At 39.0% G+C, this 17,069-nt stretch carries 11 protein-coding genes; 4 read left to right on the top strand and 7 right to left on the bottom strand.

The window, feature by feature from the left end; all coding sequences use genetic code 11:
- Window positions 1-99: 99 nt before the first annotated feature.
- Window positions 100-699, bottom strand: coding sequence for a Coq4 family protein (locus H6G92_RS06925; RefSeq protein ID WP_190892159.1), 600 nt, complete (start codon window positions 697-699; stop codon window positions 100-102).
- 333 nt (window positions 700-1,032) lie between these two features.
- Between H6G92_RS06925 and H6G92_RS06930 the strand changes: the two genes are divergently transcribed.
- Both H6G92_RS06930 and H6G92_RS06935 read left to right on the top strand, forming a co-directional pair.
- Window positions 1,033-1,428 (top strand): hypothetical protein, encoded by a 396-nt coding sequence (locus tag H6G92_RS06930; RefSeq protein ID WP_190892161.1) that lies wholly within the window; start codon window positions 1,033-1,035, stop codon window positions 1,426-1,428.
- 651 nt (window positions 1,429-2,079) lie between these two features.
- A complete protein-coding gene (locus tag H6G92_RS06935) occupies window positions 2,080-3,528 on the top strand; it encodes an AAA-like domain-containing protein (RefSeq protein ID WP_190892164.1) in 1,449 nt (482 codons plus the stop codon).
- Window positions 3,529-3,876: 348 nt separating this feature from the next.
- Here the strand turns inward: H6G92_RS06935 and H6G92_RS06940 are convergent, their stop codons facing one another.
- Window positions 3,877-5,757, bottom strand: a complete 1,881-nt coding sequence (locus H6G92_RS06940) for an ABC transporter ATP-binding protein (RefSeq protein WP_190892167.1) — start codon at window positions 5,755-5,757, stop codon at window positions 3,877-3,879.
- 383 nt (window positions 5,758-6,140) lie between these two features.
- Here H6G92_RS06940 and H6G92_RS41060 point away from each other — a divergent pair, with 383 nt between their 5' ends.
- Window positions 6,141-6,284: a GNAT family N-acetyltransferase gene (locus tag H6G92_RS41060; protein WP_390625440.1), complete on the top strand. Its 144-nt coding sequence runs from the start codon at window positions 6,141-6,143 to the stop codon at window positions 6,282-6,284.
- 58 nt (window positions 6,285-6,342) lie between these two features.
- Window positions 6,343-6,873 carry a GNAT family N-acetyltransferase gene (locus H6G92_RS06945; protein WP_199344723.1) on the top strand — a complete coding sequence of 177 codons (531 nt, stop codon included), beginning with the start codon at window positions 6,343-6,345 and terminating at the stop codon, window positions 6,871-6,873.
- 76 nt (window positions 6,874-6,949) lie between these two features.
- Here H6G92_RS06945 and H6G92_RS06950 read toward each other — a convergent pair whose 3' ends face one another.
- The 5 genes from H6G92_RS06950 to H6G92_RS06970 form a co-directional block, all read right to left on the bottom strand.
- Window positions 6,950-7,372, bottom strand: a complete 423-nt coding sequence (locus H6G92_RS06950; RefSeq protein ID WP_190892169.1) for a hypothetical protein — start codon at window positions 7,370-7,372, stop codon at window positions 6,950-6,952.
- A 224-nt stretch (window positions 7,373-7,596) separates the two neighbouring features.
- Entirely contained in the window at window positions 7,597-9,276 is a 1,680-nt protein-coding gene (locus tag H6G92_RS06955; protein WP_190892171.1) for a GUN4 domain-containing protein, read from the bottom strand.
- A 30-nt stretch (window positions 9,277-9,306) separates the two neighbouring features.
- Window positions 9,307-11,334, bottom strand: coding sequence for an ABC transporter ATP-binding protein/permease (locus H6G92_RS06960; RefSeq protein WP_190892173.1), 2,028 nt, complete (start codon window positions 11,332-11,334; stop codon window positions 9,307-9,309).
- A gap of 209 nt (window positions 11,335-11,543) precedes the next feature.
- Window positions 11,544-12,722, bottom strand: coding sequence for a 2-isopropylmalate synthase (locus H6G92_RS06965; RefSeq protein WP_190892175.1), 1,179 nt, complete (start codon window positions 12,720-12,722; stop codon window positions 11,544-11,546).
- A gap of 53 nt (window positions 12,723-12,775) precedes the next feature.
- Entirely contained in the window at window positions 12,776-16,990 is a 4,215-nt protein-coding gene (locus H6G92_RS06970) for a non-ribosomal peptide synthetase (protein ID WP_190892178.1), read from the bottom strand.
- Window positions 16,991-17,069 lie beyond the last annotated feature (79 nt).

The following is a 17,069-nucleotide window of genomic DNA, read 5'->3' on the forward strand; positions in this document are numbered from 1 at the left end:
CCGAAGGAAACTCAAGCATGTTTTATAAACAAAGAGCTAAACTTCCAAAAAAGCTGTTATTGAGCAGGAAAATGCTTTTTTTGGATTAATTGGCTAAATTTATCTTAATCCCAACCGTTTTCTTACATCCTCAATTGGTTCTTCCCAATGGTCTTCAAAGCGGTAGCGCAACATAAAATCAGCTTTGTTGCCTAGTTCTCGCCCTTTCGCTAGGTTGACGAAAATCGCTTTGGTTTGTTGGGGAGCCAAGATGGGATAGAGCAATCTAGCCAACCACAAACCGATTTGCAGTGATTGACTGTAGTTTTGTGTAGCAGCAAAAGCAAGTACACCAATTTCTCCTGCGTAGGTGGTATCAAAATCAAGCAATACATGAAAAATATCGTGGGTGACTAAATATCGCAGAGCAAATAGGTTGCGTTTGGCAATGTCTTCTAGTTCCGGGCTGATGTTTAATGGTTTTAGTTGATTTATCCGCATATGATTGACATATTCTCGCCCAAAAGAGCCTTGGGGATATTGACTTAATTGGTTCAAATCAATTACGGGATAATATCCCGCTACTGGTTGTAGTTTGGAGGCAACTATTGGAGAAACTTTAGCACCAAAGAATTCAGATTTAAAAATGGCAATATCACCCAAATTTCCTGAGCTTTTATAAGCTATAATTGCTTGGAGTTGTTGTAATTTTTGGAGCATAATAATTTTATTTAGGAGCTTTTAAAAAGTCTAAATAAGGGTAGTTTTAGACCTCTATCTAATTTCTAATAACAGTTTGATGTATTCATTCAGCATTCGCTTTCGGATAATTATCTCTCTCGGTTGTTATACAAACTCTCTGTAGAAAGGCAGTATTGCTCGTTGCTTGTACCCATAGATGAATGGTAAATATCCATATAGCTCACAAATCACCTCTTCCCCAAGATTTAAAAATTATTTCTTTTTTATAACTAAAATATGTCTTTTGCTAGAAGGTTAATTATCTTTTTATAGTTAATCTTTATTTGTAGTCAAAAAATAAGCTAATTAGCAATGATAAATTTGATTTCTAGGACGATTGGTAACATCAGTTCTCTACTTAATGGACTTCAGGTAAAACGTTTTTTGGCTGTTGTCCTAGTTGGTTTTCTAGTGCTGACAACGAATGTTACTTATGGGCAGAATGACAAAGGCTTAAAGGAGAGAGTCCGCGAACAGGTAGAGCAAAATGATGCTCAAAGACCGAAAACAATAGGACAGTGGAATAAAGAAGCTCGTGAAACGGAAGGTTCTCCTGGTGAAAGACTTCAGAAGATTGCAGGAGAGTCAGCAGAAGCCTTTAAGGAATTTGGTTCAGGCTACGTAGAGGGCGCTCAGGAAACTGCTAGCGATGTAGGGGACAGTGCGGCACGGGCAGGCCAAGACATCTCTAACAAAGTTCGGCGCTAAATGCGTTACGATATCTCATTGGCAGCAAGTAATAATAACTTTTCGCCAATAAAAGAGTCATAATAGGGACGCTGGTGTGTAACCACCGAACTCTTCTAATACTTGGGTAACGCGCTTACCCTTCCTGATAATAGATTGTAGCGTTTCTCAGTTGCATAAAATATAGGTCTTTAGTAGGGGTGCACAGCTATCTGTGCACCCCTACTATGTGTTGCAAAGACTGCGTAATTTTTAGAAGCGTAAGCGTAGCCCATCGTAGACATTGCCTACACCTTGTTTGATACATTTGCACTGCAAAATCTAGATTAATACTACATAAGAAATAACTTTAAGTAATAACCTAGTCAGTAGGCATAAATAAACTGAGCTATTAAGGCTTGTGATTTTTTATTTGCAAGTAGTAAAAGGCAGTTGATGCAGATACGTCAGCAGCTTTCCGTAGGGGAAGAAAAAATTACAATCAATGCAATATAGCTTTGTTTTTTTATACCCACTCATCCAACTGCCACAAAGTAGATGCGTATCTTTTTTTACCTATGAAACAATAATTTAATAACAGCTAATTAACTGTTGAATAACTGTTTAAAAACATGAAACAATGAGGAGATAGTTAAGACAGTAAATAAAAAAGCAAATAGATAATTAGCAATTATGAAGCAATCTAAGAGCACGCGAAGACGGGGAATTGTCCTAACAATCGCTGGGTTGAAGCGTTTGCAAGCGGCAATTCTGGCTATGGAAAAGGTTCAAAACAATGGCGAACGCTTCACCTTAGAAGATTTAGGCGATCGCATGAGTGTTTCTACCAAGACTCTGAATCGATTATGGTCATTGAATACAGGTGTGGATCAAAAAACCCTGAAATTGTGCTTTAGTGCCTTTAATCTAGAATTACAAAGGGAAGACTATGCAATTCTGAGTGAACCGAGTAATTCTGAAAGCTCTCGAAGTTACTTACTCAGTTTAGATACAGAAGAAAAAAAAATATCACCGCTTTTATCCCTAGATTCATTTGCGACTCAACACCATAACCAACTCGAAAATCTTTGGTCATATCCAGATGGCCCCGTAGCCCTAGATTCCCCCTTCTATGTAGAACGTCCCCCCATTGAGGAACTAGTTTATCGAGAAATAATTCAACCAGGCTGTGTGATTCGGATTCGAGCACCAAGAGAGATGGGAAAAAGTTCTCTTGTACTGAGGCTATTAGCCTTTGCCCAGATGCAAGGTTATCGCCCAGTGAACCTGAATTGCAAGCAAATCGATGCCAACTGTCTGACAGACTTAAACAAGCTTTTGCGTTCTTTTTGCTGGCAAGTTGCAACAGAATTAGGCATTGACCCCAAGCTAGATGAAAATTGGCATGAGGAAATAGGTTGTAAGTTGAGTTGTAGTTTATACTTGCAATCTTATTTGCTCAAGCAGAGTCAAAGTCCAGTAGTTTTAGTCTTAAATGACGTTGACCGCTTTTTTGAATATCCTCAAATTGCTGAGGAGTTCTTTGGTTTGTTGCGTTCTTGGTATGAAGAAGCAAGACAAGATACCAACTTACAGAAACTGAGACTAGTGGTGGTTTATTCTACAGAAGTGTATGTTTCCCTAGATATCAACCGCTCCCCATTTAATATCGGACTCCCAATTCGGCTACCAGAATTTACTGAGCAGCAAGTAGAATATTTAGCGCAGCGGCATGGGCTAGACTGGACTTCTAGTAAGCAGGTTACCCAACTGATGTCCCTTGTGGGGGGACATCCAGCACTAATTAGGATTGCTCTGTATTATCTATGCTGTCAAGGAATCACCTTAGAAGAACTCATACAGGAGGCGATGGCTAACGGCGGTATATATCGTTATCATTTGTGGCGACACTGGGCAATCCTGCAAGAAAATTCCAATTTGGTAAAGGCATATGTTGAAGTTGTGACCGCAAAGCAAAGCATTTCCCTGAATCCTATTTATGCTCATAAACTCGAAAGCTTGGGGTTGATCACTTATGAAAGCGATCGCATCCTACCGCGTTGCGAACTCTACCGTTCTTACTTTCAAAAACAACTATGCGTTCCTGAATTTGAATATGAATCATTGCAAAAACGTGCTTAAGAAAAAACTATCAGGTGCTTTTTTTCTCACTCATCGTAATTCTGGGTAGAGAATTCCTTTGGTCAGATTTATCTGGAGCATGAAGCTCTTTTATGTATTCAATTAGCAACGCCAAGAACTATCTACAGTTTTTCACTAATGGCGGCTGGAAAAAATTTTAAACTGGTTCTTGATTTTTTTTTAACTTGAAATGTAGCTAAACTGTAAGCTAAGGAGCGATACCGCTAATTTTTAAAGGTGTTTTATTTTACTCTAAATAAGACACCCTGATTTTTCACTTGTTGATGTAGATGTCGTCACAGAGATAGCGATCGCTGTTTGCCAACTTAGGAGTATCCTGAAAATATCCTAAGTTCCCAACATCTGCAAGTTATGCAAAGTGGCATAAAGCCCTCCTTGTTGCAGTAGTTGATTGTGACTTCCCTCCTCGATTAGTTCGCCACGCTTCAGAACAAAAATCCGGTCTACATTGCGAATCGTAGACAGGCGATGAGCGATAATAATAGCGGTACGTCTGAGCAAAAGCTGGTTTAATGCCTCTTGAACTAAAGCTTCTGTCCCAACATCTAAACTAGCAGTAGCTTCATCTAGTACCAAAATTTGGGGACTGCGAATGGCAGCCCGTGCAAAGGCTAAAAGTTGCTTTTGACCACTAGAAATATTTGTGCCCCGTTCTCGAAGTTGAGTATCATAACCTTGGGGTAGTTCTTCTATAAACTGGGCAATGTTGGTTTCCTGTGCTGCTTGTTGAATCTGTTCAACGGTATAGCCATCTCCTAAAGAAATATTGCTTTTAACATCCCCTGCAAACAAAAAGCCTTCTTGTAGAATTACTGCCATATAACGCCGCAGTTCTGCCTGTGGTACCTCTCGAATATCTACGCCATCTATGAGAATGCGCCCTTGGGTAGGTTCGTAGAGGCGGCACAAAAGACGGATGATCGAAGTTTTACCCGCACCTGTGGGGCCAACTAATGCCACTTTTTCACCAGGATGAATCGTAAAATCTAAGTCTTTAATTACGTATTCATCGTTTTTGTAAGCAAACCAAACATGATCAAAGCGGATTTCTCCCAGTTCAGGGGGGGAAGTGAGGTCTGGGGATTCTAGATTTGCAACTATCTCGTCTATGTAGCCAAATTTGGCATCAAATATCGAGAAGCGCACGTTGGCGCGATCGCGGATTTCTATTGGTTCATCCAATATGTCGCCTACCCGTTCAATGGCAGTGAAACCAGCTTGAATTACTGTAAATTTTTCGGCAAAATCCCTTAAAGGATCAAATAATCGTTGGGCATACAAGATAAATGCAGATAAAGTCCCAAAAGCCAAAGTTTTTCCTAACAGTAACCAACCACCCATGCACAAAACAGCTGCGATCGCAATCAAACCAATCCATTCTAAGGTTGCTGAAATAAATGAATCATAAAAGATGGTTTGATCCATTTGCTGAGTGTAGCGGCTGTTTGTGGCGCGAAACAATTCGGCATTAAATTTTTCCCTGCGAAATAACTGCACTACGTTAATGCCCAGCACATTTTCTTGTAGCTGTGAGTTTAGGATAGAAAGTTCTTCCCGCCCTTTGTAATTGGCTTTGCGGTACTGTTGCTGAATATAAACTATTAACCAGGTAACTGGTAACAACATCAATAGCAGCAAGCAAGTGAGTTGCCATTCGATGGAAAACATTAAACCCAAAATCACCAGCATGGAAAACAAATTGGACACAATGCCAATTGCCCCGGTAGAAAACACATCGCCTAAAACTTCCACATCGCTGGTGATTCTGGTGATTAATTTACCTACGGGTGTGCGGTCAAAAAAGCGTACTGCGAGAGATGTCACATGCTGGAATAAGTCTTGGCGAATTGCTGCGGTGATTTCTTGCCCTAGCTTCTGTACTATGTAACCTTGGTAGCCCGTCAAAATCAAGCGGATTGCGATCGCAACCAACAATAATCCCTCCAGAATATTTAGCCCTTCGGACAAGGGACGATTCCTGAGAAATTCGTAAGTGTTTGGTTCATTGCGAATCAGAGAGATAACTTGGCCAATCAACAGCGGTTGTACGGCATTAGCTAGGGCAAGCGGTACAAGTAGGCACATTGACAGCGCCAATAGCCGTCTGCTACGACGGGCATAAGGAACTAGACGCAAAAACAACCGCCAGTCATTTTCACGCCGACGGTCTTGCGTATAAGATTTTTTGAGAGATTGATAGATGCTCATAGTAAGAGCATTATATTTTATATTAATGTTTGTAAAAAAATACGCTTGTTTAAAGTAGCATTTATCTTCCTATTCTGATACCATGCCTCAGATAGAAACCGCAAGACTACTACTAAGACTCTATACTCCTCAAGATTTGGATGAACTGCTCCCATTTTGAGCAACCCAGCAGTTATGAGGTATTCACCTAGAGGTTCTATACCTAAAGATCAAGTCAAAGAAGTAACCCACGAAACATTACTTACAATTTTTTATTACACACCGGCAACAGCATGGTTTTGGTGTGTGGGCTGTAGTCAGGTGTAGGGGCACGGCAGTGCCGTGCCCCTACGGGTGTACCTCATTGAAATCAAAGAATTGCCAGCGAAGCCGCAAAGGCAAGCTTGAGGTATGGCTTTGAGGAAGCTATCACTGCACCAGAACATACAGCTTCGCGTCGTGTAATGGAGAAATGCGGCTTGAAATACAAGAAAAATGCTCAGTTTTATAACTTAGATGCAGTGTATTATTCTCTGGCTCGTTCATAATGGCGCTCAGATGATTCAGAATTAAATTTTGTAAATTTAATTCTGAATTGGGGTAATTATGGAAATCGAAACTGCGCGGCTGCAACTAAGGCACTTCTCTCTAAACGACTTTGATTACCTATTTCGCCTCTACAGCGATGTAGAAATCATGAGGTATCTGTTGCCAAGAACAAGAGAACAAACCCAGGCAAGTTTAAGCAAACATATCCAACAGTGGCAAAAACACAACTTTGGGATGTGGGCGGTAATATACAAAGAAACTGGTAAGATGATTGGTCGTTGTGGACTTAGTTTTCTAGAAAATACACCGGAAGTTGAGCTTGGCTATGTGTTTGACAAGTCCTATTGGAACATGGGACTGGGGACTGAAGCCTCACAAGCAACTTTAAAGTTTGGATTTTGGCAAGCAAAGCTAGATCGGATAGTAGCGATCGCACATCCAGAAAACATCGCTTCAGTGCGCGTTATTCAAAAGGTAGGGATGAAGTACGAAAAGAATGCTAGCTATTACGGTCATGATGTCGTATATTTCGCTATCTCACACACAGAATGGCAGGCGGATGATTCCCTTTATATTTTTAAATCTTAAAAGTATCAGTCCCTCTAGCCAGAAATGTTGTTACGTTTGAGTTTGCAGTCATAGGAAAGAGAATTTGCGAACTATATTACTTCCTAGTACTATTTATTCTTGTCCCAATAATTGATTGCTCTTTATCTTTTATGAGAAATTTAGAGCTATTAATTCTAAGAACTTCATAATTTTCTGGCATAAACACAGAACCTAAAGTAGCTATCATATCTGCCAAAGAAATCTTAAAAGCTAGTGGCACCTTTAAATTAAAAAATGATTTTGGCATAGTTCTAACATTTAAATGTAACTTTTTTTGAGTTACGTACCATACACCAGTAAATTTATTACCTGTTAGAAATTCTTTAGGTTTAGAGAAAAGAAGTATTTGAACCCTGTTTTGCTCATAAGTCATATCATCTTTAAATTCAATAGTAATTTTTTCGGAATACGTATCAAAACGCCATTTTCCCAAAAGTAAAATTTCTATTTCTATATCAGAATGTTTACTATTACTCATATTTATCCTAAAACTATTAAATTTTTTTATATTATTAATAAGTATGCAATTAATTCATAGGTAACTTTCGTTAGAGGTTGTTTGAAAAGTGGTTAGCTGTGATTTTCAGTCCCTCTTGATCCCCCCTAGCCCCCCTTAAAAAGGGGGGAACCGGAATCAAAGTCCCCCTTTTTTAAGGGGGATTTAGGGGGATCTAAAACTTTTTGCTACCAACAACAGGACTTTTAAAACATCCTCTTACAATTTTTTACACGAGAAAAAAATAAATGCATCTGCCAAACTAACCAAGACTTTACCCGCCAAGCTCCCATTGAAAGGTGTTCTGTAGATGATTTTGGGGATAAGTCAAAGCTCTCTTGGTCATAGTGTAACCATTTGGCTGGTAGGTGTCCCATCGGTGTCATGGGGGACAATTTAAAAGTTAATTGCTCATAGTCTAACCATTTTCCCTCTTTTCGCCAACCAAGGCGATCGCCAAGTCTCTTTTCTGTTTCATAGTCTACTTTACCACCCATTTCGCTCCAGATAGTTTGCTGAATACTGAAGCCGAAATAACCATAACTATATTGATCCCAAAGTTGATCAATGGTGTGGAGTTCTTGACAAGGAAAATTATCAATATCTTCCTTATAGACTTCATTCCAATAATTCTTTTTCATGACTTTTAGCATTAATTTGGTGGTTTCAATGTCGGCTTCTTTCCACTTATGCTGCGCGAGGAGATGCCGCAATTGGGTATAATTAATATTTTCATTGTTTAAAAGTTCTTTTGTTAATGTAACGCTGTTGTTAGTCAGTCCCATGAATCCTGTGTCTTCAACAGTAGATAGAGTCACTGTAGAGACAAAATTTACTTCTGCTATGCCTAGCACTTCTCTTTGATCAGTGAGTTGCTTGGATATATAGTCAGATATTAAATCAATACCCTTATCTAAAAAGACACCATTTTCGCTCAAATCAAAATTATGGATTTGCCAATCTAATAATTGAGATTGAATAAAAGCATCTTTTAATCTCGCTTTTTTATCGTAACTTGTCACCATAAAATCGAGGAAAGTTTCAGAAATTGCCTCATTCTCTTCAAGGTTAAATAAATTTGACTGATACTTTAAAACATTATCCCCTAAAATTTTAATATCTCCGACAGTTGCGTAAAAATATTCATCTACTTTTACGACTTCATCTATTAAAGATTGAAAGGGACTAAAGTAATCTTGTAAAGAATTTTCAAAATTGATTGCGGTATGGGCAATTTTTGCTATCTCTTGGCGAATCTTATAGGCTTTTCTTTGATATTCGTAAATCTCTTGATATACTTCCACATCTTTAACTATCTGCTGAACAATCTCTTGTTGATTTTTTGTGTCCTCTGCAAGCTTTTTAATTCCTTCGCCAAGCAATCTTATTTTTTCTAACATTAAAAAATAAGCATTGCTCAACAGTAAAACTGATCTAAAGTTTTCTTGCTTCTCCCATCTTAGTTCATCAATTATTTTTAGATTTTTATTATTTTTTAGCTCCAATTTTATTCTTTCATCTTCTAAATTTTTTATTTCTAAATATTTCTGTTTGAATAATTTTTTCAAATTATCTGCAAGGATTAATAAAAAATTATGATAATTATTCTTATAACTTTCTAAAAAATCAATGATATGACTATAATCTTTAATAAATAATTGGATTTCATTAAAAATTTCTCCCTGGCTTATTTCTTCTTTTCGCTTAATTATTCCCCCAAAATGATGATGATATTTAACACCTTCCTTGATTAATCTTTGCCGTTCTCGAATATTTTTCTGAACTGCTTTTACACCCTTATTTTTTAGGACAGGTAATTGATAGGTTTGTTCGTAAATTGAAATAGTTTCGTAAGTAATTAGTTGTTTTTGCTGTTTAGTTAGCATGACCTTGATTTTCAAAACTATGAATAGTTATTAAGCTTTTACCCATTTCAACACTTTCGGGTCTTTTTCATAGCGGTACGTAAAGCCATCTTTAGTAGTAATGGACTTACCAAGGCTAGCCTTGCTCCTGATGGTGCTAATGCTAGAGTCTGTTAATGTCTGCATTTCCTTATGAGAAAGCCCTATGATCGTGTCTATCTGTGTCGATATTTTTGGTTGACTTTGGGATTCACTATTGGGTAAAACATCTATTGTAATTTCACCTTTTTTGGGAGGATTAGTGACAAATTCTTTTGCTTTTTGAAGCCGATAATCCTGAACGGTTACAAGTTGCCAACTTGAATCTTGTGATAGTTCTAAAACCCATTGATGGTAATTAAACAGGCTTTCTCTGTGTCCAACACTAATAAAAGTTGTTTTTGTTGATTGTAACTGTTGATATAACTTTTCTTCATTAATCAAATCCAGAGCACTCGTTGCTTCATCTAATATAGTAAAGCTAGGACGAGTAACTAATAGCCGTGCGAATGCAAGACGTTGTTGTTCTCCCAATGAGAGGATATTTTCCCAAGGAACTTCAGTATCAAAACCATCCACTCGACTGAGCAAATTTTGCAGATTAACTTGTTTCAAAATTTCTTTGAGTTCTGCATCGCTCATTTCACGATTCGTATTAGGATAGAGTAACTGTTCGCGCAAAGTTCCCAAAATTATATAAGGACGTTGGGGCAAAAATAAAACTTCTTCTAAGGAAGGTCGCACCAGACGACCAGTTCCTGCGTTCCACAAACCAGCGATCGCTCTCAACAGAGAACTTTTACCTCGACCACTGGGCCCAACAATCAATAAACCTTCTCCTGGCTGAACAGACAATGACAAATCTTCAACGATCACCTGCTCATAGTTGGGCGTTTGTAAAGTAACATTCTCAAAAGCGAGATGGTTTTCTTCTACTGTTTTAATAGTACTTACTTTCTCTGGTTCTTTGGTAACAAATTCTAACGCATCTGTAAACTCACCCAAACGCTCAACATAACTAGAAAATCGTCCAGAAGTTCCAAATTCATTGATTAATTCTGCCAGAGCATTGGCAAAGAGATTGCAAGCTAAACTGGCTTGGCCAACTTCTCCAAAATCAATTTCATCTCTAATATGTAAAGGGCCGAGTACTATAAATGGAAATATTTGGATAATAGCCTGATATCCTCTGCTAAAAATATCCTTGTTTCTTTCCCAATCAATTTTGCGTTTAGCACTTTTTATGAGATTACTAAATCTTCGCTGAATTATATTTGATTCTTGATTTTCTCCCTGAAAAAAAGCTATCGATTCAGCGTGATTACGAACATGAGTCAGTGCATAACTGTAATCGGCTTTAAATTCAAGTTCTTCTTGACTAATCTTATTCAATTCTTGAGTCAAGTAAACAGCAATCACATTGCCTAGAATCGTATACACAACGAGACAAAGTGCAACAAATCGAGAAATTGACCAGACAATTATTAAAAAAGTCGCCATTTCCAGCACTTTTTCTAGGAAAGTAGCTGAAAAGCTAAGGGCATTTCGGGTAATAGGTTCGATTTCTTGGGCTAGACGTTGATCTGGGTTATCAATATCAGACTTGAAGTTTATTTTATAATAAGCACGATTGCTAAAATATTTTTCTAAAATTTGATTATTTAGCCAATTATACCAATCAAGAGCAATTTGTTTTCTGATAAATTTAGTAAATCCTACTAAGAGCGTTACGCAGATCAGGGCAGCACCATAAACCAATAATGTATCAACAAATTTATTAAAATCTTTATCTTCAATAATGACATCGACCAAATAGCGGCTAACGAAGCTATTAAAGGCAGTTACACCCACGAGCGTGATGATTAATAATATCAAGAGAATGAGCATTCCCCATGCACGAATCACATCTGAAAATGCTCGTCCCCATGCCTCTGTGGGATACCAGTAAGGGCCTGCGATCGCTTTGACATTCTCCCAAAATTGAGTAAAAGCTGAAGTAGTATTTTTTATGGGTTGATTAAGAACAGTTTTAGATTGCATGTTGTAAAAATCAGTTGAGGCTCTTGAGGCTGACTGAATAACTTTGGTATTTTACTATATTGACTACATCTTTTATTTTGCAATGCTTTTAGGTTGTGTACAGTAGTTTGCAAACAAAACCTATATGCTTTAGCTGTGGGATGTAGTGTAGATCGCAGATATTCTTTCCCACTCCACAATAACTGCGAGCTACTACATGACAAAAAAGATTATTTAAAGACTCCATTTTTCCATAACTCCAACACTTCGTTTGCTGTAAAATAGCGTTCTTGCTCAACAGCAAGAGATTTAATCACTGAGCGCATTTTTTCATATAGCTTCCTTGGTTGAGGATTTTGCAGTTGCTTTTCAAATAGATATTGAAAATTACTGACTCCACTCCATTTGCCGAAGAGAACCTCTATGCTGTTGTAAGGCAAAGCAGCATAGCTTTGAGGGTCGCTAAACAAAGAATTGACATGGATACCTGATTCGTGGCGTTGAGCAGTTTGAGAGTAAGGTGAAGCTGGATAAACACCCAATTCCTCCATGTAATCAGTCACAGTAGCGATCGCATCATAGTTAATCCCCTTGACTTCAATTCCGAAGCGGACTCGCAACCCATTTAACACTTGCTCAATGGCAACATTTCCGGCTCGTTCACCAATTCCGCAAAATGTACCCGATACGTAACTAGCCCCGGACATGATGGACTGGAGAGTATTTTCGAGAGCCAAGCCCATGTCATTGTGGTAGTGTACTCCGAAAGCAACCCCTGTTGTCCGTTGGAGCAGGTCGTTAATCCAGATATAGCTCTTTTCTGGAGTCAGGACTCCGACAGTATCGCAGAGCATGAAGTGTTCGATATAAGGGCCAAAAGAACGGATACATTGCACTAAAAAGTCAAAATCGGCTCTTGAGGCATCCTCGGCGGCAAAGTCTACTCTGAGACCAGCAACCGTAGTTGCATAGTGCAAATTTTCGACAATTACATCAATGGCGTTTTGGCGAATTCTCTCGATTATTTTTGCTGGGATATCGTCATCAATGGTTTTTCCTTTAAACTCATTCAACAAACGGATCTGAGGATCTCGTAGAAAGAGTAGGCGATCGGAAAGACCATGAAAAAGAATAATACGCTTAACACCACAGTCTTTTGCATGATCAATATACTGCTTTTGCATTAAGGTAGCGGCAGTAATCAATCTATCAAATCCCTCTGATACTAATGTTTTAGTCAGTTCAGATTCTTGCTCACATACACAGGGCATAACGTTGAATCCAGCAACTCCTGTTTGAGCAATTAGATGGGCAAGTTTTTGTTTAGTTGGGTAAGAGAAGAAAATGCCTGCTTGTTGTTCTCCATCCCGCAGGGTTTCATCGTAAATTTTGATCGGAAGTGTTTCCATTAGACCTCTCGCAAAATTATTTTAGGGTGGGATAAATAAGGAGTCAGAATACTCTACTTTGCTCCCTCTAGCATCAAGACTTGTAATTGTGTGGCTAATAGTTTGACATTGGGTTCATAAAGCATAAGTCCGTGGTTTCCAGGTACAGAAATCACCTTTACAGGCTTTTGAGTATAGGCTTGCCATCCCCAATCGGGTAGGTCGTAATCAGAAATAGCTTGGAGTTCTTGCAAAACAATCTCCTGAACTTCTTGAGCGCGGAATAAAACAATGGGAGCAGAAATTCCATGAGTAGGCTGATAATTTGCGTAATTGAGCGTTAGCACTTTCATCACTTTCATATTAGTTTTGAGTAAAGAAAGGGTGGAGTGCTCCGGTAAAACATTATGTCGGTATAGATAGTTTGCTGCTAAATCCCACCTAGCTCGGTCATTGGGTTGAGTCGCTAAATCGTCGTATTGCAGTCCTAAAGAAACTCCCTTTAAGACTTCAATTCGTCGAATCAATTGCCAAATCCAATCAAGCTCTGATCTATCAGTAAAATACTCTGGCTTAGAAACTAGTCCAGCGTCCAAAATAGCTAGTAAACTCACCGTTTCACCTTGCTGTTCGAGTTGGGAAACTATTTCAAAAGCAACGGCACAACCTGAAGAGTATCCTGCTAATATGTATGGACTTTTAGGTTGCTGTTTACGTAATAGCTCAATCAGTTGACTCGCATGAGTTGCTACTGAATCAGGGAGTGCGCTAGAGCCATCTCGTCCCGGAGTTTCGAGTCCATACACTGGCCGCTTAGTTCCTAAATTGATTGCCAAATCTCGAAAATAGAAGCCGTGTCCGTTTGCGCCAGGAAGAATAAATAGAGGGGTTGCATTTCCTTGAGGTTGAAGTGAAAGTAAATCGGGATTTGACTGTTGAACCTCAGTGTTCCAAAGTTGTTCTGCGAGTTGAGCAATAGTAGGATTTTGAAATAAATTACTTAAAGAAAGTTTTTGTTCGAAGACTTGTTGAATATTATTGAGTAGTTTGATAGCTAATAAAGAATGACCGCCCAAGTCGAAAAAGTTATCATGAATTCCAATGTTTTGATGTTCGAGGACAGTAGACCAAACTTGTGCCAATTGCTGTTCAACTGCGTTGCGTGGGGATTCATATAAGCCCTCAACTACACCATTTGGAGCAGGTAAAGATTTCCGGTCAACTTTGCCATTGGGAGTTAAAGGCAACTCATCCAATACGATTATCTGAGCAGGTATCATATAATCGGGCAGACGGGATTTAAGATGATTTTTAAGTTGGGTAGACAAATCATTGTTGATTCCCGTTACATAAGCAATTAAACTCTGGTTGCTCTCAGTTTTATATAAAATGACAATTGCTTCTTTAACTGATGAGTGTTGCAACAAAATCGATTCAATTTCACCAAGTTCAATTCTAAAGCCCCGTAATTTAATCTGATCGTCAATGCGACCTAAATATTCAAGGTTTCCATCATCTCGCCATCTTGCTAAGTCGCCTGTTTTATAAATTCGCTCAAGTTTACCGAATAACTCAATGTTGATAAATTTTTCGGCGGTTAAATCGGGACGGTTGAGATAGCCTCGTGCTAAACCCACACCAGCGATGCACAATTCTCCAGGTATTCCTGGGGGTAATGGTTGATTTTGAGCATCTAATATATAGATACGGATATTAGGTAATGGTTGACCAATGGGTGGTTTTTTTCCATTAGGATGACAGAGTGCGATGCCTGGGGCAAGCATAGCTAACGCAGCATTAACCGTAGATTCCGTAGGCCCGTAGCAATTAAAGAAACGCACTCCCTTTCCCCACTGAGTAACTAATTCGGCTGAACAAGCCTCGCCACCAACAGTTAGGGATTGCAAATCGGGTAAGGTTGCTGAAGGTAAAATAGATAAGGCCGAGGGAGATAAAAAGCTGTGGGTAATTTTGTGATCAGCTAAAAAGTCAACTAAGATTTGACTGGGTAACAAGGTTTCTTTTTTCGCAAGATACAAGCAAGCACCCGTGACGAAGCTAGTCGCAATTTCAGCAATAGATAGATCAAAACTAAAAGAACCAAACTGAAGTAAACGGCTTTGGGATTGAACTTGAAAAGTTTCAGCCCAAGCCAAACTTAAATTGACAATTGCGCGATGCTCAATCATCACCCCCTTTGGTCGTCCCGTCGAACCAGAGGTATAAATTACATAAACTAAATTATTAGGCGTACTTTGAGGGCTAGGATTTTCTTTTGAAGCTTCGGCAAAAGTTACCTTATTTAAACAAATTATCTGACAGGGTTTTTTGAGGTTAGCTAAGGGTAATTGGTCTAATAGGAAACTTTGCGTCAGTAACACCGATGTCCCAGAATCTTCTAACATGAACCCAATCCGTTCTTTAGGATAATTGGGATCAATCGGCACATAAGCCGCACCTGCTTTCAGGATACTGAGTACACCAATAATCATTTCTAAAGACCGTTCAACACAGATACCAATTAAAGTGTCTGGCTTAATTTGGTGATTTTGAATTAGATAATGAGCTAGTTGGTTCGCTTTTTGATTCAGTTCTCGATAAGTTAACTGTTGAGATTCAAATACTAAAGCAATATTATGAGGATTTTTTTCAACTTGTTGTTCAAATATCTCAACTAGAGTTTTATCGTGGGGATAATCATTTTCCGTTTGATTCCAGCGTTGCAGTTGTAGAAGTTCAGGCGCTGTCATCAAAGGCAGAGTATTGATAGGTTTCCCAGGATTATCAACAATTCCCTTCAGTAAAACTTCAAACTGTTCCGCCATCCTTTGTATAGTGCTCTGATCAAAGAGATCAGTGGCGTATTCCCAAGTTAAATCTAGCTGGTTATCAGATTCTATGACCAGAATTGCTAGGTCAAACTTAGCAAACGGATAGGTTAATGGGAGCCATTCAATCTCTAGTCCTGGCAAACTTAGGTCGGGACTTTCGTTATTTTCCAGTGCTAACATGACCTGAAATAAGGGATTATGGCTCATGCTGCGTTCTGGTTGCAACTGTTCTACCAGATACTCAAAGGGAATGTCTTGATGAGAGTATGCATCTAAACAAGTTTGGCTAGTTTGTTGTAGGAACTTGATAAAACTTTGCTCAGGTTTGATTTGGCTACGTAGTATCAAAGTATTGACAAAAAAGCCGATTAATCCTTCTGTTTGGCTGTGGGTGCGATTAGCAATAGGAGAACCAATACATAAATCTTCTTGGCGACTGTAACGAGAAAGCAGAATACTGAAAGCTGCCAACAAAGTCATAAATAGACTTGCGCCTTGCTGTTGACTTAAAGTTTTAATGGCAAGAGTCAACTCAGACGGTAAGGAATAGCGATCGCGATCGCCTCGGTAGCTTTGTAATGCTGGACGGGGATAATCGGTAGGTAACTCCAATAATGGGGGAGCATCGCTGAGTTGATTTTTCCAGTACTTGATCTGGGTTTCTAAGACTTCTCCTTGTAACCAGTTTCGTTGCCAGTTTGCGTAGTCGCTGTATTGAATGGCTAATGGAGACAGCTTTGGGGTCTTACTTTCAGAAAAGGCGGTATAAACTTGTCGTAACTCACGGACAAAGATTCCCATTGACCAGCCATCACTGATAATGTGGTGCATATTGATGAGCAACACATATTTCTGCCCTTTGAATTGCAGCAATTTTGCTTTAAATAAAGGCCCAGTATTTAAGTCAAAGGGTTCTTGAACATGAGCATCGATAAAATGCTGGATAGTTGGAGACGGAATTTGTTCATTAAGGTTTCGCCAGTCTTGTACAGTTAAAACTTCGATGTCATCTAAATTTTTGATCGCAATTTGAGGTTGTCCCGTCACTGTGGGAAAATACATCCTCAGACTCTCATGCCGATTCAGCAGATAGGCCAAACTAGAATGCAAAGCATCAATATTGAGGTTTCCATCTAGTTGTAAAACCATCGGCATATTGTAACTAGCTGATGGCCCTTGGAGTTGTGCTAACAGCCAGAGGCGTTGTTGAGCAAAGGAAAGGGGCTTTGGGGCATCATCTGGCAAGGTTGGAATTTCTTCTGCAATGACAGATCCGGCTTTGGCAGAATTTAAGAAGGCTAATATCTCTGCTTTGTTGGCTTGAATTTCCTGCTTGAGTTCAGAAGTTAAGGCGTTTTTGGTTGTACGCAGACGTAATTTATCATCTTCAGCCCAAATTCGGCATCCGATATTCTGCAAACGCAGCATTAAAGAAACTACTTGCTCTTTTTGTGTCATAGTTCAATTTTCTTTTCGTTCCCACAGGTAATGCGATTCTCCTTCTCCTGGCGGAGACGCTGCGCGAACGGAGACGCTG

This window comes from Nostoc foliaceum FACHB-393 (assembly GCF_014698505.1).
In the GTDB taxonomy this organism is placed as follows: domain Bacteria; phylum Cyanobacteriota; class Cyanobacteriia; order Cyanobacteriales; family Nostocaceae; genus Nostoc; species Nostoc foliaceum_A.